The following is a 23,672-nucleotide window of genomic DNA, read 5'->3' on the forward strand; positions in this document are numbered from 1 at the left end:
CGAGCTTACTAACCTTTGAGCCGTTCTTTAAACTCAACCAGTACCGGGATCGGTCCTGGGTCAACCCCAGCCAGTTTGGCTAGATGTAGCGACACGAAGTCACCTACGATTACCAGGTCCATAAGCTGCGCCAGCTCCCCCTCTCCTTCAGCACGATGTTCTTGGTACGTCTTTACCTTTGTAGCTAGGAGATCCTTTGCCAAAGAAAACCTTCTGCTGACCTGGGGGTGTTCAAGATCATGACGGAGAATGACCATGGAGAAACCGCCACTTCCCCCATATAGATTCTCCCATCCGGTGATCTCGTTGTGACAGGCTTCAGGGAAGACCCCATAGAAAGCTGGGGATTTTACGTTCTCGTTTACTTGCGCCTTCCAACGCATGGCTGCAGTGAGGCCCATAGCCGCCGATGAAAGAAACAGGGGAACGGTCGAGGCGATGTTCTCAGCGATCTCCTCTGCCACGGATCCCTCAAGAAGCAGCTGGTCTCTTCTGCGCTTTAGTTGGGCAACCGCAAGATCGATCCAGTGGGTCGCTCCGGGAAACAGACCTATCTCCTCTAACACCACTAGGGGAGGTATGGAAAGAGCCCCTATTGCTGCCCGAGGCTGCGGAATATTAGAGGGTACTTCTATAGAAGGGAACCCCGAGGACTCAGCGAAACGGGCGAGCTCTCCACCTGAGCTTACAACAACTACCTGCGCACCCTGCTCTGCAGCTATCGTTACCGCTTCGAGCACCTCCTCGGTGTTACCCGAGAAAGAGACTGCAAATACCAACGTGGAGCTTCCGACGAATGCCGGGACGGTGTAAGACTTGATCACGACTACCGGTACCGCCAAGAATGGACCCGCAATCGACAAGAGCACATCTCCCGTGATTCCACTTCCACCCATGCCGAGTATCACGATATTTTCTATTTCACTGCGTATAGGCAGTCCGTGAAGGGCCACGGCTGCGCTCGCTGCCGCTTCCACCTGCTCAGGGAGCGAGGCAGAAGCATTCCACATATCCAACGAGTCCAACTGAATCATAACGGTCTTGAAACTTCTCTTTCTTCTTCTACGCTATTGTGCAAGACTTAGCTACTTAGAGTCGAGACTTAACGATTTTTTCGTGTTCGTCCTCGCCCACTAGCTCAGACTCCTCCACCAACATAACAGGTATATCGTCTATTACTTTGTACTTTCGCCTCAACCTTGGGTTATAGAGGAAGTCACCGTCTTTTATGTACCAAAGCTCCCCTTTGTCCAGTGGACAAACAAGAATATCTAAAAGACCCTTTGAAAGTGCCATAATTATTTTCTCCTGATCTCTACAGATACTACGAGTCCGCTTTGGTAATGACCGCTAAGACCTCTTGGGTCTTGGAGGCGACCTCCAGGTCGGACTTGGCCTCGAGGTTGAGCCTCAAAAGTGGCTCGGTGTTCGAGGGCCGCACGTTAAACCACCACTCGCCAAGGTCCACGGTCAACCCATCTAGATGGTCGATCTCGCCCCTGCCTTGATAGGCGTTCTCGATAAAGACAAGAACAGCCCCCACATCTCTAACCTTGGTATTGATCTCACCTGAAGCGCTGTAACGCTCTAGGGGCTTCCTAAGAGATGACAGTGGTTCGTTAGCCTCCGACATGACAGAAAGCACAAACATGGTAGCGATAAGCCCTGAGTCGGCCCTGTAGTTGTCTCGAAAGTAGTAGTGGCCCGAGTGCTCTCCCCCAAACGCCGCACCTGTGTCTGCCATAACCGCCTTTATGTAGGAGTGTCCGACTCTTGTCTTCAGGGGAACCCCACCGTTCTCCTTTATTACCTCTGGCACTGCTTTGGAGCAGATGAGGTTATAAAGGATCGTAGCCCCCGGATTCTTCTCGAGCATCGCCTTGGCGACGAGAGAGGTCGTCGTAGAACCTGAGACTGGATTCGCTTTATCGTCAACCAAGAACACACGGTCTGCGTCGCCGTCAAAGGCAAGCCCAACGTCAGCTTTCTTGGAGACGACCAGATTCTTTAGATCTACTAAGTTCTCTGGCTGGATCGGATCGGCTGGGTGGTTTGGGAAGTTGCCGTCTAACTCAGGATAAAGTATCTCTAACTCGACGGGAAGTCCTTCAAATACCCTAGGGACGACCAAACCACCCATTCCGTTTGCCGTATCTGCGACGACTTTGAGCGGCGCAAAACTCTTGACGTCGACGAAAGAACGAACGTGAGCGACAAAGTCATCGAGAAGGTCAAGATCCTTGTTGTCAACGCCCTTGAAAGGCGTAGTAGCAACCGCTCCTGACTCGATCTGCAGAGCCAAATCCCTTATCACAGATAGTCCCGTATCTGAAGAGATAGGCGAGGCTTTCGGACCACAGAGCTTTATGCCGTTGTACTTGGCTGGGTTATGAGACGCTGTAAACATGGCACCTGGAAGCCCCAGCTTGCCTGAGGCAAAGTACAACATGTCAGTTGAACAAAGACCAATCTTTACAGCAGATACCCCGGAGGAGTTGAGTCCTTCGATGAAGGCGTGCACCAGCTCCTCGGCAGAGCTTCGCATATCGTGCCCCACAACCACCTGGTTTCCCTCAATGAATCGCCCGAACGCAGCTCCAATCGCTCTGCAAGACTTTTCATCCAACTCTTGAGGAACGACCCCTCTTACGTCATAAGCTTTGAAGATCGATGTATCCATCTCTGTTAAGACTCACCACCTATCACTGGTTCCGTGCTCCGGCAACCCCTAAAGGTTAGTCAGATAGGCAGACCTTCCGCCATGTAGTTTCCGTCTTAGTGTTGTAGGTACATCAAACAGTAGTTCGACTATCCCAATTACAGCTACGAGCGTCACCACGTCACCGGCGATGCTGGCCACTGTCGTTCCGTAACTAAGAACCACATGAGACGCCGTAGGAACCACCACCATCAAGTTTGGAGCCACCCGGTAAGGGCCCTCCGCTCCACTTACGTGCCAGTTGGGAAAGTAAGACTCCCTTACCACTACAGGCACTCCGATCTTCGAGACGCTAAATGATATCGAGTCCGTCTTGACTTCTGTGTTGTAAATAGAGACCGAAGGAAGTGTAGCCTCAGAGGGCGCTTGTGACCCCGGAGCTATCCTCTTCCAGTTGCTCGGACCATTTTGTGCTCGATATACACCCCACTCTTTGGGATTTTGGTACCACGATACTGAGTACTTTAGCCAATCACTCTTGCCGCCTCGCATGCCCTTCCACACGACAGGAAGGTGCGTAAGTGGGACAACGCTCTGAGATCCTTTCACGAGATATATGTTCCAACTTTGACCTAGAACAGACCCGCTTTGAGCTAGACCTGGATTCACAGCCGGAACGGTGGTGAGAAGCATTAGGTTCTTGTCTGCTGAGGCCTCCGCCTTGACCGTGGGAGTAAAGGCCATGTAGTACCTGACACCGAGCATCTGCAGGTGCTTTACCCCTAGAGCAACGTTCAGACCGTTGTAAGGAAGCCCAGCCATCGCATCAGAGGGCGAGTACGAGAGCTCCGATTGATCTATGAAGTGGTATGGAGTCGTAGCGGAGGACTCAAAGAAAAGACCTTCCATAGAGTCCACACACCCATGCGTCCAAAACGGTAGCAGCATCAGAGCCATAGGTGTTCCAAAGTTATTCTCGTTGGAGTTGTACTCCCACATCGCCGGACCGCACCCGTAGTTCTTGCCTACGGAGTTCATAGCCCCCATCAGCCTCTCGTACTCAGGCCAACCTGGCTTGGCCTGATAGCCCGAGTAGTTCCAACTAGCCCAGCTCGGTACAAACGACTGAGTAACATGACTTTGTAGCCAAGAGGGTAAGTCGACCACAGGAGCGACCACGCCCAATATCGTCACCAGAACGAAAAATAGCACCGCTCCCACCTTGGCCCGCTTTGAGTCACGCTCAAGTCGGCTTTGCACACCCAGCCCAAAGGACTGTCCTTGGTACTTAGAGCGCTCCCACAACTGATTCAGGTAGTCGAGATCGTCATCTAGATCTCTGTCTTTCCTCTCAGATAACTCCTTACCAAAACTAGCGACAGTGAGAGGATCTAGTTCGTCATGAGCTATGAAGTCCATACCTTCTTGCGAGGAACCCATGTAAGCTACGACCTTGGGTACCCAAAGTGCAAACTCCGCAACCGCTGTAGCAGCTAGGACATATATCGACATGACAAAGAAAGGCAAAGCTCTTGCGTTGTAGACTGCACCCTGGGGTAGTAGCACAAAGGCTACCACCGATACCACTGCCACGACGCTGAAGGTAAGACCGAGACGCCTGCGCCGATACATTGAAAAAACCACTCCAAGAACCGCCAGGTAGATCCATGGCCTAAGCTCGTCAGGCGCTAAAGCGTTTACGTAAGTGGTGACCTTGGTCCACCCCATGGAGGTTGTGTAGTAGATATTGGCCGCAAAGGGGATAAGCCAGAGGCCGCACAGTAGGGTACCTACGGCCCCAGCTAACGCTAGCTTTAGAATCTCTCTGCGGTCGGGACCCAACAGAACGTAAACTATCGCAACTGCAGCCACAAAAAAGGCCGGGAGCAGGTGAGACAGGGCGGTAAGAGCATACAAGACGGCCGCGCCAGCTATCTTTTTGTTGGAGTTGAGACCAGAGAACACCACCGCTAAGAACGCAACACCAAATGCTAGCGCCAAAGAAAATGAGTACTCACCAGCAAGGGTCGAAGCTATGTTGCCGCCATCTATCGTGTAGGTCCTATCAAATAGGTAACCAAGGGAAGCTAGTGCCAAGACGGTGGGATATGGCTCCTTTAGCTTTGCACTCCTGCCAAGTACATACATAAGTGGCGGTAAGGCAAGAGAACCTAACAACGTGATCAGCTTGAACGCTATGTCGTAAGGTATGAGAAAAGACAGTAGATCAACCAGTAGAGGAGGAAGCGGAAAGTAAAAGGTCAAGAGCGGAAACCCGTTGTACCAGATTCGAGACCATCCGCCTAGTTCAAAGTGCGAAAACACATCTTTCCAGGCAAAATACGGAACGATGAAGTGGGCGCCTGTGTCCCCTCCGGCTGTAGTGGTATTTGCAAATATCAGCGAAGGGTGAAGAGACAGCAACACAAACGCTGAACAAGCTATAGAGATGAGTGCTCCGTAGTTGCCGCCCACAAAGCGTCGAAGCCCTGACAATCTGGAGGCTGCGTTCGTTGCTCCTCCCCCGACTCCCTCGACTAGCACCGGTGACTCTGAGATCTGCACAGACTCAGCCTACATAACAGTTTCCAAGAAAATCGCCAGCACTCACGTGAATCTCAGCTTCGATTTGCCACAGCAACTACCTTTTGCCTTGTGATGCCAACTCCAACACCTCGGTGACCTCGGAGGTCTGTCCATCTTTGTGCCACCACCTCGACTCACACGCCGAACAGCTACTAAGCATAACCTTGTGACCTCCGACGGTCAGCGAGATTTCAACCAGTGACGTCTCTGCACAGTTTGGACAGATATTGGATGACACAACAACCTCCACACATCGAGCTGAACGCAACTCTCCCAACGCCTTACTATCGGCAGCACAGAAAAAAGCTTTAGCCGTAAAATATCCAGCGACGTTTTGCCCGGTTACGATATGGCTACCTGAAGTTAGTCAAGGCGACGAAGGCGACCAAGTTAAAGCTCATATGTGCGCTGATGGACATCCCCAATCTCCTGGTCCGATATGCCATAAAGCTAAGAACCATACCGACCACCCAAAGTCCCAAAAACTGTAGCGGTTCAAAGTGCGCAACAGCAAAAAACGCTCCTGTGATGAGAACAACGAGAACTCCCCTAGCCCTAGAGCCAACTCGCAAAAATAACGACTCCAACGACCTAAGGGTAAGTCCCCTGAAAAACAACTCTTCCATGATCGGAGCGCCTATCACAATCACCAAGAACACAAGAGCCTCACCACCTGAGCGTCCCGATCCAACCAAGGTTTTGGCGGGCTGAGAAAGCGCCTTCGCAAATGACGGGTTTCCCGCTTCAAAGGGGTAGTAAAGAGCCGGGAGCACAACGAGTTGGCAAAGCGCGCCAACCACTAAACCGACAGGAAGATCAGGCCAGAGCCTTAGAGAAAGTCCGTAATCGCGCACAAAGGAACCGGTGCCGTAGCGCTTGACACCGATAAAAAGGGCGACCATAAACACTACCCAAAGTCCAATCTCATCCACCGCTAAAAGCGGAGCATTGATCTTTAGGTGTGCGGTGTTTTGGTTCTGCAAGGCCGCTACTACCCCAGCAGAGATCGAGGCCACCAGGAGGGCTAAGGGCAAGGAGATCAAAGGGAGCCAAAAAGGAAAACTTTTGCCCCTAGGGGTATAGGAGAGATTTGGCTCTTTCATATCGAAAACCTTACCTTACAAGGGACTACAGATATACATCTAGCTCAGGGAAAGATAATTTACATCTATGAGTATCCTTAGAGAGCACCTAAAAGCACCTGTTATCCCATAAAACCGCTTAACATCTATAGGTATGAGTCGCAACTTGAACGACATGAGGTCATCAAACAACCAAAGACCACGGCCCTCAGCCGACCAAGGTTGGAAATGGATTGCTATCGGCATCTTCATCGTAGCGGGAATCTTCTTCATCTACTCATCGATCTCGCCTCGAAACACGGCACAGCAGATCCCCTACAACACCTTCGTAAAGGACATCTCTGGTAGCCAGGTATCCAGTGCAAACCTCGATAACACCACAGGAACAATAACGGGTACCTTGAAGAACGGAACCTCCTACAGCGTAAATGGTCCTTTGCCGCCTCTTAGCTCTGAGGTTTCACAACTTCAAAAAAGTGGCGTAAATCTAACGTTCTCCAACTCTTCGGCAGGGCTTTTAGCGTCGATACTCTCTTACGCGATCCCCTTTATCCTCTTCCTAGGTCTAATCATCTGGTTTAACCGAAGAGCTCAAGGACAGATGTCAGGAATAATGTCCATCGGCCGTTCTAAAGCCAAGCAGTACTCATCGGAGAGGCCTCGAACAACTTTCGAGGATGTAGCGGGATACAACGGAGTGAAGGCGGAGATAAAGGAGGTCGTAGACTTTCTCAAATCCCCAATGAGGTTTAAAGCTGTCGGAGCACGCACCCCAAAGGGCATCTTGCTCGTAGGACCTCCCGGAACCGGTAAGACCCTACTTGCCCGAGCGGTGGCTGGAGAAGCGGGTGTTCCCTTCCTCTCTGTCAGTGGGTCAGACTTTATGGAAATGTTCGTCGGAGTCGGGGCGAGCCGGGTCCGGGACTTGTTCCAGACCGCCAGAAAACAAGCTCCAGCCATAATCTTTATAGACGAGATTGACTCCATAGGTCGCAAGCGTGGGGCTGGTCTCGGCGGAGGCCATGACGAACGAGAACAGACATTGAATCAGATGCTTTCTGAGATGGATGGTTTCGATCCTGCAGAAGGCGTTGTAATAATGGCAGCCACGAACCGGCCAGACATACTCGACGAGGCGCTGCTTAGACCAGGAAGATTTGATCGCCAGATCGTGGTTCCGCTCCCCGATCTCGAAGAGCGGCTCCCTATTCTCAAGGTCCACTGTCGCGGTAAGAAGCTGGCAAGCGACGTCGATCTAGCCGTAATCGCTAGAGGAACACCAGGCATGAGCGGAGCTGATCTCGCAAATCTAGTGAATGAGGCTGCGTTGCACGCCGTTCGAAGAGGTTCGGATGAGATCTCGATGGCAGACTTCGAAGATGCAAGAGACAGGGTTCTGATGGGTCAGCGCAGGGACTCAATGGTTCTTTCAGAAGAGGAAAAGGAGAGGGTAGCCTACCACGAGGGCGGCCATGCTCTATTAGCGTACGTTCTCAAGTATGCAGACCCCGTGCACAAGGTGACTATCCTACCCACCGGCATGGCACTGGGTGTGACGCAGCAGCTCCCCATGGAGGAGCGACACCTATATCCAAAGGAGTATATCGAGGACTCCCTGGTCGTTCGGATGGGAGGCCGGGTCGCTGAGATGCTCGTCTACGGTGACCTCTCAACCGGAGCGTCCAACGATCTGGTCGGAAATACTGAGCTTGCTCGCAAGATGGTACGCGAGTGGGGCATGAGCGATCGTATCGGTCCGATGGCCTGGGGTTCACAGGGAATGGTCTTTTTGGGCGAGGACCTCATGCACTCAAGAGACTACTCAGAAGATACCCAGAGGGTGATCGACGAAGAGGTTGAGAGAATTCTGAGGGAGCAGGAGCAGCGTGCCACAGACCTAATGGTTGAACACCGATCTGGCCTCGAAGCCATCGCAAGAGCTCTTCTTGAGAAAGAGACGATCGACGGAGTTGAGGTTGGTCGTCTAGTAGATGAAGCTTACGGGCGAGAGGTACACCCAGGAGGTAAGAAGACCGGTGTAGTCCCACGGCTCGAAGCCGTTCAAAACATTGCGATGAATGCTAAAGACGAGCTCTAGTTTCTCCGCGCTCAATGTCTCCTCTTTGCCGAAATAGGGCGGCTATCTAAAGGGGTTGTCTTTGTAATTGCTACTTCCATGTCCTCTCACGCCTTCAGTCGGAGCGGACATGTACTTTGTAACACCTCTGTATCAAGATATGGATATGACAGAGATGCAAACACTGTTTCCAGAGGACGAACTTAGATTCGAACGATCTCGCTTTGTGATCACGGCTGCTGATCGAGAAAGGGGGCTGCTTCAGATAAAAAGAGCCAGAGAGATCCTAGCTCGCAAGTCAGAACAGGACGCTCAAAGTTCTGACCGGTCTAAAGATCTACTCACCCACTATCTGACCACATCACTTAGACAACACAGCGATACTCGACGTAGGAGGTAGTAACCAGTCTTGCGCACTCTAGTACCTTTGACGAGTCGGATCCCGAGCCGGTGAGAACCTAAGGTGCCATAGAGGTCGAGTTCCTCTCTGCACCGTTGCGGTGCTCCTCCTTTTAGACTCGTACTTGCTGTGAAAGATAAAACTCCAACACTCCTTAGCGTCCATGCTCACCCCGACGACGAGTCGTCGAAAGGCGCACCAACTATAGCAAAGTACAAGTCCCTCGGAGTTCGCTGCATACTTGTAACAGCGACCGGCGGTGAAGAGGGCGACGTATTGAACCCCGAGATGGATCGGGAAGAGGTTCGAGCAAATCTTCCCAGAATCCGAGATGAAGAACTCACGGAAGCATCAAAGATTATCGGGTATGATCAGGTAATCCGGCTGGGGTACAGAGACTCAGGCATGCCAGATACCCAAGCCAATAAGCGCTCGGACGCCTTTTGGAACATACCTATCGATGAATCAACCGATCGTCTTGTAGAGATCATAAGAGAGCAAAGACCACAGATAGTGATAACCTACCCCGAGGACCAGTCGGGATATCCCCACCCTGATCACATAAGGGTGCATGAGATATCGGTTAGGGCCTTCGAACTCGCAGGAGAAGCAGGTTACAAGCCTGAATTAGGAGAACCGATCACAGTATCCAAGCTTTACTACTCGTTGTGGACAAAGGCTAAGCTCTTAGGAATCGTGAAGAGGTTCGAGGCTTTAGGTATGGATCCACCTTTTTCTCCGAGCCGTCTGGAACGACAAGGGCAAGATCACTTGGTCACGACCATGATCGATGTTGGTGAATATCTAGATGTGCAACGCCGGGCCTTGCTCGCCCACCGGACTCAGATAGATCCAAAGTCACCATTTTGGTTCGGACTGCCGACCCAAGAGTTAGCAGCGGCCTACTCCACAGAGGACTACCACCTGGCCAGGTCGAACGTAGCTGTGGCTTCTATCTCAAATGGAGGTATAGAAACAGATCTGTTCGAGGGCATCGCCTACGACGACTAGTTTTGCGCCCTGAGCCCGCAAGACAAACAAATGATATGGAAGAGGAGTTCGGAAATACATGGGTAGATGGCTATCACAACAGTGGATAGAAGACACAAAGCGTCTCGGTATGGATATGCCCAAACAAGAAGGCATGTCGGCTGCGATTCAGTACACAATCTCAAACACTCCAAGTGGTGACGTCTCTTACGCTTGGATCGTAAAAGACGGCCAGCTGATAGACGCCTACCTGGGTGAGTGCAAAGAACCGGATGTAACTCTCACCATCGCAATGAGCGACGCTAGGTCCATGGCAAAGGGAGAGCTTGACGCGACCGCGGCCTTCATGCAGGGCCTCATCGGCGTAGAAGGAGACATGAACAAACTGATATCACTTCTGCCACTTACAACCTCAAAGGAATACCAGGATCTTGAGAAACAGCTCGCTACCCTTACGGACTTTGAGTTATAAGCTTACTTAGTCTTTAGCGCCCTTAGAGAGTCTCTTATACGTCTGTAGGTCGTTGTAAAGACGTTACGGCTACCCAGGAACCGGGTTAGTCTGTCGAAGTCTAACATAGCTTCTAGCCAAAGTGTTTGACTCTCCCAGTCACCAGAAAGAGCCCTGATCTCAGGTGAGTCTATTGCCAAAGAGCAAGTTATCTCAGTCACCCCGGGTTTAAGCTGTTCTTCGAAGATCTCGTCAAGGGCGACCATGGGTGAGGAAAACTCTGAAAGTTTCACATTAGATAGATCGACAACCTGATCGATTGAGACCAATCCTCGATCCCCGACAAGCTGCTTTGCTGGATAACCGAGGCGATCTTCTGTCGAGTTCGGCATGAGTCGTATGGGTAAAAGGTGTTCGGACGCCAGGTCCAAGACGATATCGAAAAACTCAGGTCGTTCAACAAGTGAGTCCTCGAAGCTAGATAGGTGGGTTACGTCAAAACCCCAATACAGTGCTCTTTCAAGCTGAGCACGCACCTCCCGGCGCAGTTCATCTATGTCAGCGTGACTCCAGAGATCTGCGGCCGTCGTAGGTAGACCCCCACCCCCATCCACCAGCGACGGTGCATTGGTAAGGGGTGATAGGTGAAAGATCTCGTTCCTACACGTTAGAGCAAGAGATACGCCAACGTCTTCACCGCCATAGTTTCTAGCTGCGTGTCTAATCCATGGACCGGGAACTACGAGCCGAGCGGAGTTGAGCGCCCCGCTCCTTAGAGCTTCGAAAACCGCCGCGTTCTCTGCGTGAGAGAAACCCAAGGGCTCCCCGCAAAACACAACTACTCGGTCGTAGTCGTCCAACCCCAGAAGCTCCTGCAAAGATTCGTCCATACATGGGATGTTAGCGGCAGACGAAGTCGCTGAAACGACTTCTTTACAGGTCATCTGGAGACCCTAGATCTTTCTAGATCCAAAGAGGCAGGTCCATTTATAAATCAAGAAAGTAGCGAGACCCATCAGAGACACCGCCTCCACCACTAGGTTTCCTAGAGTAAAGATAGCGGCCCCGCTAAATAGGACGGCAACCACAGCTAATGCTCTGCTCCACAGCGGAGGCTTATCTAGGCTACAAGATTTCTTTATATGGATAGACTTCACGACAATACTTTAGAATCCAGATCAAGATATGTGTCAAATCTAGGAGGAATATAACCGCCTCCCTGGCACTTGTAAAGGGGCAGTAGGAGGTTTGCTAATGAAACCTATCGTGGTATACGGAGCGTCATGGTGTCCAGACTGCCATCGGACGAAGCGTTTTTTAGATGGACACAAGATACCTTACGAGTGGCACGACATAGACGAAGACGATCAAGCGCTACGCATAGTGCAGGAGATCCAAGACGGAGGTCGAACCATACCCACAGTGGTGATCGACGACGGCCTAGGTCCCCTATTTGAGCCCACGGACGAGGAGCTAGCCTCCCGGCTTGGACTGCTAGTGCACACAAAGAAGACCAGATATGATCTAGCGATCATAGGAGGCGGTCCAGCCGGTATCGCAGCATCGATCTACGGTGCGAGAGAAGGAGTGGACACGGTGCTAATTGAAGCGTCTTCCTTTGGCGGCAACGCAAGCGTTACCGAACGAGTCGACAACTACCCCGGCTTTCCCGATGGCGTCGCAGGAGGAGATCTGATAGACCGATTTGTGGCTCAGGCGAAGCGCTACGAGATAGAGATGCTGGCGGCCACAAAGGTCGTATCGGTTCAGGCTGATGCCCCTTACCACAGACTGACGTTGTCAAATGGAGATACCTTAGAAGCTGCAGCAGTCTTAGTCGCCACCGGTTCCTCTTACCGCAGACTAAACGTAGATGGAGAGAACGAGCTTCTTGGGAAGTCCGTGCACTACTGTGCAACATGTGATGGACCGTTTTACCGTGGCTCGAAAGAGCTCATGGTCATCGGTGGTGGAAACTCAGCATTAGAAGAGTCGATGTTTCTCAATGCGTTCACGGAGCATATCCGCATAGTTCAACTTGAAGATCACCTCACTGCGTCGCCCATCCTTGTCGAAAAGGTTCTCAACTCATCGAAGTATGACGTCCATCTAAGCTCCGAAGTAGTGGAGTTCGAAGGTAGCGAAAAGTTGAGCGCCGTAAAGGTGAAGAACCTAAAAACCGGAGAGATCAACGTATATCACCCAGAAGGTGTCTTTGTGTTCATTGGACTCACTCCAAATACCGCCATCTTTGACGGCCTGCTCACCATGGACGAGGGCGGTTTCATCGTCACAGATCGTTGCCTCTCCACTAACATCGAGGGGATATTCGCCGCTGGAGACGTGAGGAGTGGCTCTACAAAACAACTTGCCTCTGCCTCCGGGGAGGCTGTTGCAGCGCTACTTCAGATCCGCAACTATCTAGCCCGACGAAATTAATCACCTCAAAATCCTCAGGGAGACCAAAGGAGTGAGCCTTCCTACTCATTCTCGACACAGGTATCGCGCATAGTCCAAACTCATAATTGACTCAACTCAAGCCCCGACTTATCTCTGCCATGGATAGGGTTTTGACTAATTTTAAAACCGCTTTACCGTCACCGGCATAACCTCCTAGCTTCTGCGATTTGAAAGGCTTGCTGTCAAAAAGGCGGCTTAGTAAAGATCTCCTACACACCCATGCTAAAAATCACAAGAATAGGTATTTTTACGGCACATGTGGAAATATTGACGATTGACTACGCATTGGCACTAAATGGTCTCTACCCATACATGATGATAAAAAGATCTATTGCACTTCAATAGATAAGTTACCGGTCGAACTTCCACACACGTCCTACCAAAATCCCTAGTAGAGATGGTACAACCTAGGCTTTTAGGCGATAAGGTCAATCTAATTGCTCTAAAAGCTCAGCCGGTGGCTCGATTAGTTCGAGGATTGACAAAGCGCCTTCGGACCGTCTCTCATCTGCGCTATTACCCAAAATCTGAGGGTTAGGGAGATCACTGACCACCTCACCAAGGAAGGTCGACCCTAGTGTACCCTGCTCGCCTGGGAGCCTAACCTTTATGAAGCTTGTAGCACCTCTAAAGACGGACTCATCAGCCGATAGAGACCCTTTGAACACCGACTCCGCAAAAGAGGTGATAGCGTCGAAGTTGCACTTTGACAACTCTACTGAAGAGGCAAAGGTACATCCCTCTAGGTGAACTGGGCCACTAAATTCAGACCTGAAAAAAGCTACCGGTCCTTTGAAGACACACCCCCGTACATAGAGCGGTCCGGTACTCCAGCACCGCTCGAGCGAGAGATCCTTATGGAACTTCGCTCCAACCATCTGAAACTGGCCTTCAAAGTTCACTCTTGAGAGATCAACATCGTCTTCAAAGACGGCTGCGGATAACTCCGCCCTTCCCTTAAATTTCGCCTCAGAGAACGAGACGAAGCCCAAGAACTTCGCCCTCGAGAACTCTGCATCACCACCAAAGACGCAGGAGTTATAGACGCAGGACCGTTCAAAATTCGCCGCAAAGAAGTTAGCGCCCGCTTCAAAGTTTGCATAGCTGAAACTAACCGAGTTGGAGAAGGTTGCGTTCATGAAGGCGACTTTGTCCATAAATCGAGCCTTATAAAAAGTGCTTCTCTCAGAGATTTGGGCGTTGGTAAAGTCGGTGCCTTTGAATACGGTTCGGTCTCCATGAAAAGTCGTCATCGAGAAGTCAACGCCGCCAAGAAACGACGCTCCAGAGAAAGACCCTTTGCCCACGATCTCAGCTCTGGTAAAGTCAACGTGCCCACTGAACTTCGTACCTCTGAAGTCGACACCCCCTAAAAAACGAGCTCCAGAGAAGTCACAGATACAGAGGAGCTCTAGTTTAGACAGATCGAACAGTCCAGGGATCAAGGCTCCTTTGAGATTGAGACGAAGCGCAACTTTACCTTGCCCACCGTCACCCCTTAGCAACTGGGTCAAGCCCTCCAAAGCGACCTTTTTAAGCTCCACCGACCCCACATCAACATCGATCTCTGCATCAAAGGAACGTAAAAAAGCGCTGTAGACATCGGCTAGATACTGCCTAAGTTCTGATGGAGGTGTTCCGACTCTAAGTAGACCCCTCAATCCAGCAACGAGGACAAGAGGATCGTCGCTTTGTAGCAACGAAACACATTGACGTATCTGCGACCCAATACTTCGCTCCAGGTTAGCTGACATCGACCTCACCCATCAAGAGCCCTCACCCTCCCTGCAACCGTAGGTAGAAAATCAGAACCACTTGACAATCAAACTAACCTGTTCACCATGAAGGTGGAGCGCAAACGGGAAAACTTGTGTTACCGATAGAAAATACCACAAGAGATTGACTGATCCTGAGTTTGGGTCTCAACCCTCGATCCCAAAAAACGCCTTGTGAAGCACCTCTTGGTTCTCAAACTCCGTAGTCGACCCCTCAAAACTCACCCGTCCCCCTTCAATGACACAAACCCTGTTGCTTAGTTGAAGAAAAGACACGTTCTGCTCGGCGATGACCATCGCTCTACCCGTACCGGTCAGAGTGGAAAGGGACGCTATAACCTCTTTTACATAGAGAGGAGATAGACCCGAGGAAGGCTCGTCCATCACAAGAACCTTTGGATTTGACATGAGCGCCTTTCCGATCCCAAGAAGTTTGCGCTGGCCTCCCGAGAGTGAGCTTGCAAGATCGCCCTTGCGACCTTTAAGCTCAGAGAACAGCGAATATACCTCTTCAAGTCTATGACGAACGTCAGATCTTTTCAGTCCATAGGCGCCGAGCATGAGATTTTCATGGATTGACAGAGTTGGAAACACTCCAAGCTCGCTCATGTAGGCGAGACCCATACCGATTCTCTGATGGATCTTGTACTTGCCGACATCCTCACCAAGGAGCTCGATGGAACCTTCTTTTAGTGGCAACTCTCCGATAATCGTCTTGATCATGGTGCTTTTTCCTGCTCCATTTGCGCCAAGAACGACGAGAGTCTCATTTTCAGTAACGTCCAGGTCAATCCCCCACAACACGGGGAGATCACTATAACCAGACACCACGTTAGAGAGTCTAAGAACGAAACGACTATCCACCTAAGAACACCTCGACTACCTTTTTATCTCTAATTGCGTCTTTTATGTTGCCCTCAAAGATCTCCTTACCGGCTTCTAAGACGACAACTCTGGTCGTAAGCGCCTCCAAGAAGCCCATCAGGTGCTCCACGACGATAAGCGCAACGTTTAACTTAGAGATTCCTCGGAGCATCTCAGCAAGATCGGAGAGCTCCGAAGGATTTAGTCCCGCTCCAAGTTCATCGACGAAGAGAACCTGCGGGTTAGTCGCCAGAGCTCGCGCCAGGTCAAGACGTTTTTGTTGGGCAGTATTAAGCGTAGAAGTCACACGATCCTTCAGATCCTCAAGACCTGTTGTACCAAGCACCGAGTCTCGTAGAGAGCCGTGGCGTCCCCCAAAGTTCCATGCGAGTTCGACATTCTCTTGTACCGTCATGTCTTTGAAGGGTTTTGGGACCTGAAAGGTGCGATTTACTCCAAACAACACTCTCTTATGCGCAGGTAGGTGAGTAACGTCTTTCCCACCTAGCCGTACAGATCCTCCGTCGCACGAGTATATCCCAGAGACAACGTTTACAAGAGTTGTCTTGCCACAGCCGTTGGGCCCAACCAACCCTACGATCTCACCTTGAGATACCTTCAGGCTTACACCATTGAGCGCCTTGAATCCACCGAAGGACTTTACGACTCCATCTACCTCAAGCACGTTAGTCAAGGTCACTACCCCCTCTGTCGCTGTCCTAAAGATCCCAAACGATTGATCGCGGTTCCTAAGAGTCCTACGATACCTTTAGGCACAAAAAGAACGAACACAACGATGATTGCCCCAAAGATCAGCTGAAAGTACTGAGGTTGCGTCACGCCAACGTAGGAGTAAAGACCGTAGAGAACGACAGCCCCTATTACTGGACCCATTGTCGTGCCCACTCCACCAAATAGTGCGAAGACGATAGCGAAAACGGATATCGAGATGTCAAAGACAGCGCTTGGATAAAAGATTGTTATCGTCCATGCAAAGACTCCTCCCGCTAGCCCTGCTATCGCCGCCGATATAAGCCATGCTTTTGTTCTCTCTACTACGACGTTTACCCCACTTAAAGAGGCGCTAACGGGATCGTTTTTGATAGCACGGAGTGCCAGACCAAGCTTGGATCGCTTCACAGCTATCACGGTCAAGATGCTAAGCCCTAAGAGCACCACGGCTACGACATAGCTCCCGCCAGAGCTATAGACAGAACCGATGTTGATCCCATAGGGACCTTGCGTAATTGACTTGAGTGACGGATTACCGATAATCGCATAGAGAGCTTCGGCTGCCGCAAGGGTGGCGATCGCAAAGTAAGAACCCTTCAGCCTCAAAAGCGGCATGAGAACAAGAGCAACCAATGCTGAGATCGCTCCCCCAACTATGATCGACACCTCCGGTGGCAGGTTAAAGTCCAGTATGGCCAAGGATGTCGCATATGCTCCTACACCGTAAAAACCAACATACCCAAAGGGAAGGTACCCAGTAAATCCGTAGATAATGTTCACACCTTCAGCTAGGGCAACGTAGATCATGATAGATATAAGCAAGATCTCATTGGAGTAAAAGTGAGGCGCAAGCGAGAATATAACCACCGGAACCACTACCGCTAAAAGATCCTTCAGGTTGCGTCTCTTAAGTAAAGACCCAAGGCCTCTAAGACTTTGACCCTTATCTGTCATCTGTCGATCGCCGCTCTTTGCGGGGATATCACCCAACTTCTCCTCGCTACGCACTACGAACCCTCTTCCCTAATACACCACTGGGTTTGAACAACAAGACCGCTAGCAAAAGGACGTAGGGAATAAGCGAAGACCAGGAAGGAAGGTATAACTGAGCTAGCTCGAAAGCTACTCCAAAGATCAAACCTCCCACCACGGTCCCTCCAATATTACCCAGTGAACCTATAACGATCACAGCGAAGGCAAGTATGGTGAGATTGACACCCTCCGAAGGATCGACCCCACCGATCATAAAGGGAGCGATAGCTCCTACCGAGGCTGTTATCGCAAGACCCACGCCAAAGGTGATAGCGGACACCTTCCTAACATCGATTCCGACCGCTGCCGCTTCTATCGGATCCGCCATGATCGCTCTCGTGGCGGTCCCTAGCTTGGTCCGATATAGATACAAAATCACTAGCCCCACCATTGGAATGGACGCTCCCGCAACTATCCACCAAACGCCGGGATAACTCTGTCCCAGAAAGTGCACAGGGCCATGCACGAGCGAAGAATCCGGTATGGAGCGCTGATTGTTACCCAAGAAAATCGTTACCAACGCCTCCAAGATCTGAGATACTCCAAAGAATAGAATCAGTGACAACATCTCAGGGTCTTGCGCCCTCGATAGAGGCCCATCGATGAGGCGATAGATGATGAATCCTGCCAACACCGTGGGCGGAATGACTAACACCACCGACAGCAGAGGGGAGATGTGATAGGTGTAGTACAGCTCCCAGGAGGCGAACCCGCCGATCATTATAACGTCGCCGTGAGCTAAATTTACGATGCGTTGCACACCAAAGACTAGGTTGAGACCTATAGACAAAAAGGCGTAGAATAGACCGAACAGTACCCCTGCCACGACGGCATACTCAAATAACACCATACCTCCCAAGCCAACTCGAAAGCGCAAACACACCTAGGACACATAAGCGGATGCTTCTCAGGTAAGAGTCGCACCACTAAGAAGCATCCGCATAACTAACCCTTTAGAACCCTCTATCCAGAGTCCTCCTCAGGGCGCAGGATACACAGCTGAAGCTGTCGCCTGCGAGGACGGATAGACGATTTGGACGGCGGTGTTGGTGTTACCCTGTGTAGGCATGAGCTGCGCTACAGGTAGTAGCTCTCCGACCTGGGCACCCTCGGAGTTTAGCTTAAACAAGCCTTCAAGTGTCGTAATCTTTCCAGACTCTGCCATCAGAGCAGAACGCAGACTCAGCTGAGAGATACTTGAGGCGTGATTGAGGGCAAGTTGGATCGTAAGTCCAGTATGGTAACCGTATATCTCAGGAGCGTTTACAGGACCTGGATACTGTTTCTGAAACGCAGCTTCGAAGGCGGTCGTTCCCATTCCAAAGTTCACGTTGTTGTATGAGATAAGCGGAGGTGCTGCATAGGTGTAGGTATACGCAAGTCCGCTTTCACCAACGTTCTTTTCAAGCAGCTGCTGCAGCTGTCCGGGAAATACGGTAAAGACCATCTTGAAGTGTGTCCCGCTCGACGCAAGATTACTAAGAAATGCTATGTCGTTATTTGCGTAACCGAGCTCAATCACCGCGTCTGGGTGAGTCGCAGCCACGGCAGAGATGGTCGTTCCATAGGAAGATGTCGTTGTCGGTATCGCTTGGTTGTATACAGGGGTAATGCCCGCTGCTTTAAGACCATTTACGATTGTCGTGTCTTGTGAACCATCGAAGTCGTTTGAACCGTACACCAAGGCTACCTTGTTGATCTTCTTCGCTATCAGGAACTGTACCAGAGGCTTTGGCCAAAGTGCGGAGGTCGGAAGGTCAGCCAGGACGATGTAGGGGTTATTCGGGGTAAAGAAGTTGGTTCCAGTACCGCTCTGGTCAAACAGTACCATGTGGTGTTCCTCTGCGATAGTCGCAGCAGGAGCTGTAAGAACAGACCCAAAGTCAGAGACAAATATGTTGACTTTATTTTGAGTTACAAGCTGATCGTATAAGGTGGCCGCCGTTGCTGGAGAGCTCTGGTCGTTGTAGGCAACCAGCTTTACCGGAATACGCTTCTTGTACGCTGCCACATATACCCCACCTTTAGAGTTCTCGTGACTAACCCAAAACTTGAGACCGTCATACTCAGGCAGAGACTGATCAGCAAACGAACCAGAGCCAGCATACAAAGTGCCAACCGTTATCTCGCTAGGCGCTGCCGAAGCAGATGAAGAAGACGCGGAAGACGATGCACTTCCGCAAGCCGCACTTACCAAGGCAGAAGCAAGCAACACTCCGCCAACTTTAAAGTTAAACCGATTCAATCGCATGGAAATGGTAATCTCCCCCTTCAAGCAACTTCAAATACATGGTGTATGTAGTGTATACATGAAGGCATTCCATTTCAAGCGGAAAGGAAGATTTTTGTTAACACTTTCTAAAAGTTTTGTTTCTCAACCATACCAACAGAGGCGCAGTTTTAGGCTAGGAACCCCACAGGTACTTTTCAACAAAGCTGCCTTGGGATAGAAGTTCACCTGGGCTTCCGTCGACAACGATAGAACCACCTTCTATTACGTAAGCTCTATCTACAAGCGACAGTGTCCTATCGATGTCCTGTTCCACTAGGATGATACCAACCTGATAGGCAGCTATATCTGGCAACGTTCTTGCCAGTGCATCTGCTGAAATGGGAGAGAGTCCTAAAGACAGCTCATCGATCATCAAAAGCGAAGGCCGCGACATAAGTGCTCGGCCAAAGGCGCACTGCCTTCGCTGATAGGCACTTAGAGAGCCTGCCAGCATAGAAAGACAGTTCTTTAGGTCTGGGAACAAGGTAATTACCATCTCTATGTCCTCGTCACCTCTGACCATCCCACCAACCATCAGGTTCTCTCGAACGGTCAAGGATCTAAATACACCTGGTCCGTCTGGAACGTAACCAAGGGACCTGCGAATCCTCTCTTCTGGGCCTAGTTGGGATACATCCACGCCATCGAGGGATATCTTTCCTGTTGTCGTCTGGATAAGACCCGCCACGGCGTTAAGCAGCGTCGTCTTTCCAGCTCCGTTGGCTCCGACTATTCCTACTATGTCTACCGTGTCCACCTCGAAGGAGATCCCCTCAAGCACCCTCTTGCCTTCCAAGGAGACTGAAAGTTCTTCGACGACAAGTTTGGACATCGAAAATATCCCTAGAACTGGCCCCTGCGCAGAAAACGACCACCGAGATACATCTCTACGATATCTTCTCTCGCCAAGACCTCTCGGGGCTCGCCCTCCCCGATCAGCTGTCCGTTAGACAAAAATATGGCTGAGTCCGCTATCTCTAGTGCCGCCCTTACAACATGCTCTACAGCAACTACGGTGATTCCTAAGGACCGTAGTTTCAATATAAGTTCCAGCGTCTCGTCCACCTGCGTAGGTGAGAGTCCGCCTAACGGCTCATCTAGTAGTAACAGTCGTGGATTTAGACCCATGGCTCTAGCAAGCTCCAGTCTCCTGGTTTGCGCAGTTGACAACTCTTTGGCCTCTAGGTCACTTTGATCGATGAGTCCACAGAGCTCAAGCATGTGGGCGGCCTTCTCCGCCGCCATCTTCTTCGATCCAACACCACGTGACTTTGCATATATCGGCAAGAATACATTGTCGAAGGTATTTAGATGAGAGACAACTCTTGGTATCTGAAAGGTTCTTGCGATACCTAAAGCTGGGACCTTCCACGCCTTAGCTCCAGTTATCTCCTTGTTCTCAAGGAAGACCTTACCCTTCTTAGGTTTAAACTCCCCGGAGATACAGCCTAAAAGAGTTGACTTTCCTGCACCGTTTGGGCCAATTACAGTGGTAATCGATTCCTTTGACAAAGAGAACGATACGTCCCGTAACGCATCGACGCCACCAAAACGACACCTTAGATTCACGACCTCCAAGAAGGGGTTAACCGCCATTGCCACCCGACCTTAGGGCTCTCAACGCCTTGGGTATGTATACGTAACTTCTTTTGTAGAACTCTGGATCCGTTGTCGGATCCGATCCAGGAACCTGCGGTGAAGGCCCTGAAGGCGGGGGGAAGCTCTCTGCATGACGCAAGACACCCAGTATTGAGATTAGAGCTACAACCACATCTTGGGTGGCATTGGAGTGTCCACCCACTACAGAAAGCGCAGCTGTGACCACAACTGCGCCCAGTATAGGTCCTAGCACAGTTCCACCACCACCGATCAGAACCATAGCTACCATAGTGAGAGAGAGCCTCGGATTAAATACAAGGTTGGGATCTAATGCCACCTGCTGAAACCCAAACACACCCCCTGCCAAGGCCGCTATAGCTCCCGAAGCTGCAAAGGCAGCGACCTTATACAACCTGGTATTTACTCCAACAGACCTTGCAATGGACTCATTTTCCCTTATCAGACGAAGAGCCCCTCCCAAGGGTGAGCTAACCACGAACGCAACAGATAAGGTCGCAACAACAGCAAGCGCCAGATAGATAAGGACAAATCCCCTTGTAGATGGATAGGCCATAATAGGAGAGGTCCCATAGGTTGTAATTGTAATTCCAACCCCACCTGGCGTCACCGACGAGTACCAGGAGAACACCTCAGAGACCGCAAGAGACGCCACCAAGGTGGCAACAGCGAAGTACGGGCCTCGAAGTGACAGTAACGGTACGCCCATTACAAGCGCAAATAAAACGGCAGCCACTGCCGCCACTGCCAGACTGGTAGCGAAAGACAGATGGCCGTACTCAATGGAGACCCCCATAGCGTACGCCCCTATACCAAAAAACGCGACCTGCCCAAGACTAGAGTACCCGGTAAGGCCACCGATCAGATTCCAGGACTGAGAGAGCGTAACAAGAAGAAACAGCTCAGCAAGGGAGCTGGTTCCTTTGAAAAGCAGCTCTAACGCCGACGAGATCACTAGAGCAACAAATAGGTATGTACCTTTCTTATAGGACCACTTACCGAGATGTACCTCAACCCTGCTCATCTAGTTGTACTTCCTCTAGAGGACACTCTTGGGATAAAGTCGAATCGAACAGACAACACGACCACCATGACAGCAAGAACTACCACGTCGATGACTCCACTTGGAACCAGTAACTCAAGTAGAGATCCAAGGGTGACAAACATCATTGTCACGAAGTATCCCCGCCAGAGACTTCCTAGTCCCCCCACGATCGCCGATGCTGCGATGTAAAGTGTCATCTGATCGTAGCTAGAACTGCTAATGGGCGAGGACACGGCATACAAAGCTCCCCCAGCAGCCGCTAGGAATGCAGCGATCGCCGATGTAATGGCAACTACTCTCGCTGAATTGATTCCACTTATAGTAGCCAACACCTTGTCGCTGCTTACAGCCCGTACAACGAGTCCAAATGAGGTCCTCTCGCTAAGCAGCACTATGATCAATGTAACCAGCAAAGATATCGAAACGGTAGCTGGGGTGACCAAAGACAGATCGAACCCATCTTGTACCAGATACGTCGTACCCAACGCTACAGGAATTGAGCGATAGTCTGAGGTCAAAAAGATACCAAGCAGTCCTGTCATTCCAAGACCGAGGGCGTAGGTCAGCACAATGTTGTAAAAGATCGGCCGCTGGGTAAGCACGGTGATGACCTTCGCCTGAAGTAGATATGCAAGTAGAACACAGACGGTAACCGCAAGGGATACAGCACTTAAAAGGGGAAGGTCAAAGTTAGAGTCGAATAGCCAAGACAGCAGACCCCCTCCAAGGAAATAAGCCCCTAGTGACAGATTTACAACACCTGAGACTTTCCAGAGGAGAGTAAAGCCAACCGTCGCTAAAGCTATCGCCGCCCCTTGCCCTACCCCAATCGCCAGGTTTCCCATGAGCTCAGCGGTATCCCGGTGCTAGCGGGAACGGTCAACAAGCAATAGAGCTAATGGATCATCGGTATCCTCAGACGCTTCTTGCGCACTTCTTAGGCGAGCAAGTCCATCTAAGATAGAGTTTCGGGTTATAGACTCCGCCTGCTCTTTATCCCCTACTCGAATCGCCTCCAACAAGGTAGCATGCTCCGACTTCGAGTGCTCCGCCGCACCAACCAAAGATACGTGCACACGACTATAGGGTTCTACGAGGTTCTGAACCTGGGTGACAAGCCTAAGGGCGTGTCTTTTTCCAGCTAGCTCGAAGAGTCTGCGGTGAAATAGATAGTGTTGCGACGCCCAACCGTCGAGATCATCGCTGGCAAGTTCCGACATCTTAATGAGAAGGGTATTGAGTTCAGCAAAGTCACTAGCACTCATTCGGTCGACCGCTGCGACCGTAAGTGGAGGCTCCAACTGGAGACGAAGTTCAAACAACTCCTCTATTTCTTTTCCGCGAAGTTCAGTAATGACCGCTCCCACACCCGGCCTCATCACTACAAGACCTTCACCAACTAGTGTCCTAAGCGCCTCACGTAGTGGTATGCGACTTACGCCAAACTTTTGCGCCAACTCGTCTTGGTTCAAAGATTGACCGGGGAGAATAACCCTCTCCCTCACCGCTCTGCGAAGAAGTTCAACGATCTGATCTGGGTGCATGTTTCGAGCCACTATCGACATAATATAACTCAAGGAGGTGAACCATCCCCCAAAGACGACGCCAAAATATTAATTCGCTTACTGTG

Annotated in this window: 23 protein-coding genes; 5 read left to right on the forward strand and 18 right to left on the reverse strand. The window is 50.8% G+C overall.

Annotated features, from left to right (window positions below; genetic code table 11):
• Positions 1–8: 8 nt before the first annotated feature.
• The 6 genes from BUA24_RS00645 to BUA24_RS00670 all read right to left on the reverse strand — a co-directional run bounded on the left by BUA24_RS00645 (position 9) and on the right by BUA24_RS00670 (position 6,348).
• The gene (locus BUA24_RS00645; RefSeq protein WP_072787707.1) at positions 9–1,034 is read right to left on the reverse strand and encodes a bifunctional phosphoglucose/phosphomannose isomerase; all 1,026 of its coding nucleotides are present in this window, start codon (positions 1,032–1,034) and stop codon (positions 9–11) included.
• A 55-nt stretch (positions 1,035–1,089) separates the two neighbouring features.
• On the reverse strand, positions 1,090–1,296 hold the full coding sequence (locus BUA24_RS00650) for a Trm112 family protein (RefSeq protein ID WP_072787709.1): 207 nt from the start codon (positions 1,294–1,296) through the stop codon (positions 1,090–1,092).
• A 28-nt stretch (positions 1,297–1,324) separates the two neighbouring features.
• Positions 1,325–2,680, reverse strand: a complete 1,356-nt coding sequence (locus BUA24_RS00655; RefSeq protein WP_072787720.1) for a phosphohexomutase domain-containing protein — start codon at positions 2,678–2,680, stop codon at positions 1,325–1,327.
• Positions 2,681–2,728: 48 nt separating this feature from the next.
• A complete protein-coding gene (locus tag BUA24_RS00660; protein ID WP_072787722.1) occupies positions 2,729–5,224 on the reverse strand; it encodes a glycosyltransferase family protein in 2,496 nt (831 codons plus the stop codon).
• Positions 5,225–5,300: 76 nt separating this feature from the next.
• A complete protein-coding gene (locus BUA24_RS00665) occupies positions 5,301–5,513 on the reverse strand; it encodes a hypothetical protein (protein ID WP_143146302.1) in 213 nt (70 codons plus the stop codon).
• Between the two features lie 85 nt (positions 5,514–5,598).
• The gene (locus BUA24_RS00670) at positions 5,599–6,348 is read right to left on the reverse strand and encodes a CPBP family intramembrane glutamic endopeptidase (RefSeq protein WP_072787726.1); all 750 of its coding nucleotides are present in this window, start codon (positions 6,346–6,348) and stop codon (positions 5,599–5,601) included.
• Between the two features lie 133 nt (positions 6,349–6,481).
• On the opposite strand from BUA24_RS00670, the gene ftsH reads away from it, so the two are divergent.
• The 4 genes from ftsH (at position 6,482) to BUA24_RS00690 (ending at position 10,266) form a co-directional block, all read left to right on the forward strand.
• Positions 6,482–8,425, forward strand: coding sequence for an ATP-dependent zinc metalloprotease FtsH (gene ftsH / locus BUA24_RS00675; protein WP_143146303.1), 1,944 nt, complete (start codon positions 6,482–6,484; stop codon positions 8,423–8,425).
• A gap of 109 nt (positions 8,426–8,534) precedes the next feature.
• Positions 8,535–8,804, forward strand: a complete 270-nt coding sequence (locus tag BUA24_RS00680; protein WP_143146304.1) for a hypothetical protein — start codon at positions 8,535–8,537, stop codon at positions 8,802–8,804.
• 129 nt (positions 8,805–8,933) lie between these two features.
• A complete protein-coding gene (locus BUA24_RS00685; protein WP_072787729.1) occupies positions 8,934–9,815 on the forward strand; it encodes a PIG-L family deacetylase in 882 nt (293 codons plus the stop codon).
• Positions 9,816–9,873: 58 nt separating this feature from the next.
• Positions 9,874–10,266: an SCP2 sterol-binding domain-containing protein gene (locus BUA24_RS00690; RefSeq protein ID WP_072787731.1), complete on the forward strand. Its 393-nt coding sequence runs from the start codon at positions 9,874–9,876 to the stop codon at positions 10,264–10,266.
• Between the two features lie 2 nt (positions 10,267–10,268).
• On the opposite strand, the gene BUA24_RS00695 is transcribed toward BUA24_RS00690, so the two are convergent.
• Complete coding sequence (locus BUA24_RS00695) at positions 10,269–11,189, reverse strand: ChbG/HpnK family deacetylase (RefSeq protein ID WP_072787733.1); 921 nt, start codon at positions 11,187–11,189, stop codon at positions 10,269–10,271.
• A 310-nt stretch (positions 11,190–11,499) separates the two neighbouring features.
• Between BUA24_RS00695 and BUA24_RS00700 the strand changes: the two genes are divergently transcribed.
• Positions 11,500–12,684 carry an FAD-dependent oxidoreductase gene (locus tag BUA24_RS00700; protein WP_072787734.1) on the forward strand — a complete coding sequence of 395 codons (1,185 nt, stop codon included), beginning with the start codon at positions 11,500–11,502 and terminating at the stop codon, positions 12,682–12,684.
• 449 nt (positions 12,685–13,133) lie between these two features.
• Here the strand turns inward: BUA24_RS00700 and BUA24_RS00705 are convergent, their stop codons facing one another.
• The 11 genes from BUA24_RS00705 to BUA24_RS00755 form a co-directional block, all read right to left on the reverse strand.
• On the reverse strand, positions 13,134–14,459 hold the full coding sequence (locus BUA24_RS00705) for a pentapeptide repeat-containing protein (protein ID WP_084660032.1): 1,326 nt from the start codon (positions 14,457–14,459) through the stop codon (positions 13,134–13,136).
• A gap of 168 nt (positions 14,460–14,627) precedes the next feature.
• Positions 14,628–15,344, reverse strand: a complete 717-nt coding sequence (locus BUA24_RS00710) for an ABC transporter ATP-binding protein (protein ID WP_072787737.1) — start codon at positions 15,342–15,344, stop codon at positions 14,628–14,630.
• A complete protein-coding gene (locus tag BUA24_RS00715) occupies positions 15,337–16,044 on the reverse strand; it encodes an ABC transporter ATP-binding protein (protein WP_072787739.1) in 708 nt (235 codons plus the stop codon). Before BUA24_RS00715 ends, BUA24_RS00710 begins: the two co-directional genes overlap by 8 nt.
• Positions 16,044–17,066 (reverse strand): branched-chain amino acid ABC transporter permease, encoded by a 1,023-nt coding sequence (locus tag BUA24_RS00720; protein WP_245790225.1) that lies wholly within the window; start codon positions 17,064–17,066, stop codon positions 16,044–16,046. The genes BUA24_RS00715 and BUA24_RS00720 overlap by 1 nt, the downstream gene beginning before the upstream one ends.
• Before the next feature lie 10 nt (positions 17,067–17,076).
• Positions 17,077–17,958, reverse strand: coding sequence for a branched-chain amino acid ABC transporter permease (locus tag BUA24_RS00725; protein WP_072787800.1), 882 nt, complete (start codon positions 17,956–17,958; stop codon positions 17,077–17,079).
• Between the two features lie 129 nt (positions 17,959–18,087).
• Positions 18,088–19,359, reverse strand: coding sequence for an ABC transporter substrate-binding protein (locus tag BUA24_RS00730; protein ID WP_084660033.1), 1,272 nt, complete (start codon positions 19,357–19,359; stop codon positions 18,088–18,090).
• 154 nt (positions 19,360–19,513) lie between these two features.
• Positions 19,514–20,212 (reverse strand): ABC transporter ATP-binding protein, encoded by a 699-nt coding sequence (locus tag BUA24_RS00735; RefSeq protein ID WP_072787743.1) that lies wholly within the window; start codon positions 20,210–20,212, stop codon positions 19,514–19,516.
• 11 nt (positions 20,213–20,223) lie between these two features.
• A complete protein-coding gene (locus BUA24_RS00740; RefSeq protein ID WP_072787744.1) occupies positions 20,224–20,976 on the reverse strand; it encodes an ABC transporter ATP-binding protein in 753 nt (250 codons plus the stop codon).
• A complete protein-coding gene (locus BUA24_RS00745; RefSeq protein ID WP_072787746.1) occupies positions 20,966–22,021 on the reverse strand; it encodes a branched-chain amino acid ABC transporter permease in 1,056 nt (351 codons plus the stop codon). Before BUA24_RS00745 ends, BUA24_RS00740 begins: the two co-directional genes overlap by 11 nt.
• Complete coding sequence (locus BUA24_RS00750; protein ID WP_072787747.1) at positions 22,018–22,887, reverse strand: ABC transporter permease subunit; 870 nt, start codon at positions 22,885–22,887, stop codon at positions 22,018–22,020. Before BUA24_RS00750 ends, BUA24_RS00745 begins: the two co-directional genes overlap by 4 nt.
• Before the next feature lie 21 nt (positions 22,888–22,908).
• On the reverse strand, positions 22,909–23,619 hold the full coding sequence (locus tag BUA24_RS00755; protein ID WP_143146305.1) for a GntR family transcriptional regulator: 711 nt from the start codon (positions 23,617–23,619) through the stop codon (positions 22,909–22,911).
• Positions 23,620–23,672: the final 53 nt, after the last annotated feature.

Source organism: Ferrithrix thermotolerans DSM 19514 (assembly GCF_900128965.1).
Classification (GTDB): domain Bacteria; phylum Actinomycetota; class Acidimicrobiia; order Acidimicrobiales; family Acidimicrobiaceae; genus Ferrithrix; species Ferrithrix thermotolerans.

What these genes read in the sequence shown, in the direction of transcription:
- ftsH (WP_143146303.1), top strand. Translation starts at nt 6,482, where the DNA reads ATGAGTCGCAACTTGAACGACATGAGGTCATCAAACAACCAAAGACCA.
- BUA24_RS00670 (WP_072787726.1), bottom strand. Translation starts at nt 6,348, where the DNA reads ATGAAAGAGCCAAATCTCTCCTATACCCCTAGGGGCAAAAGTTTTCCT.
- BUA24_RS00705 (WP_084660032.1), bottom strand. Translation starts at nt 14,459, where the DNA reads ATGTCAGCTAACCTGGAGCGAAGTATTGGGTCGCAGATACGTCAATGT.
- BUA24_RS00700 (WP_072787734.1), top strand. Translation starts at nt 11,500, where the DNA reads ATGAAACCTATCGTGGTATACGGAGCGTCATGGTGTCCAGACTGCCAT.
- BUA24_RS00650 (WP_072787709.1), bottom strand. Translation starts at nt 1,296, where the DNA reads ATGGCACTTTCAAAGGGTCTTTTAGATATTCTTGTTTGTCCACTGGAC.
- BUA24_RS00695 (WP_072787733.1), bottom strand. Translation starts at nt 11,189, where the DNA reads ATGACCTGTAAAGAAGTCGTTTCAGCGACTTCGTCTGCCGCTAACATC.
- BUA24_RS00745 (WP_072787746.1), bottom strand. Translation starts at nt 22,021, where the DNA reads ATGAGCAGGGTTGAGGTACATCTCGGTAAGTGGTCCTATAAGAAAGGT.
- BUA24_RS00740 (WP_072787744.1), bottom strand. Translation starts at nt 20,976, where the DNA reads ATGGCGGTTAACCCCTTCTTGGAGGTCGTGAATCTAAGGTGTCGTTTT.
- BUA24_RS00750 (WP_072787747.1), bottom strand. Translation starts at nt 22,887, where the DNA reads ATGGGAAACCTGGCGATTGGGGTAGGGCAAGGGGCGGCGATAGCTTTA.
- BUA24_RS00680 (WP_143146304.1), top strand. Translation starts at nt 8,535, where the DNA reads ATGTACTTTGTAACACCTCTGTATCAAGATATGGATATGACAGAGATG.
- BUA24_RS00730 (WP_084660033.1), bottom strand. Translation starts at nt 19,359, where the DNA reads ATGCGATTGAATCGGTTTAACTTTAAAGTTGGCGGAGTGTTGCTTGCT.
- BUA24_RS00655 (WP_072787720.1), bottom strand. Translation starts at nt 2,680, where the DNA reads ATGGATACATCGATCTTCAAAGCTTATGACGTAAGAGGGGTCGTTCCT.
- BUA24_RS00690 (WP_072787731.1), top strand. Translation starts at nt 9,874, where the DNA reads ATGGGTAGATGGCTATCACAACAGTGGATAGAAGACACAAAGCGTCTC.
- BUA24_RS00645 (WP_072787707.1), bottom strand. Translation starts at nt 1,034, where the DNA reads ATGATTCAGTTGGACTCGTTGGATATGTGGAATGCTTCTGCCTCGCTC.
- BUA24_RS00735 (WP_072787743.1), bottom strand. Translation starts at nt 20,212, where the DNA reads ATGTCCAAACTTGTCGTCGAAGAACTTTCAGTCTCCTTGGAAGGCAAG.
- BUA24_RS00725 (WP_072787800.1), bottom strand. Translation starts at nt 17,958, where the DNA reads ATGGTGTTATTTGAGTATGCCGTCGTGGCAGGGGTACTGTTCGGTCTA.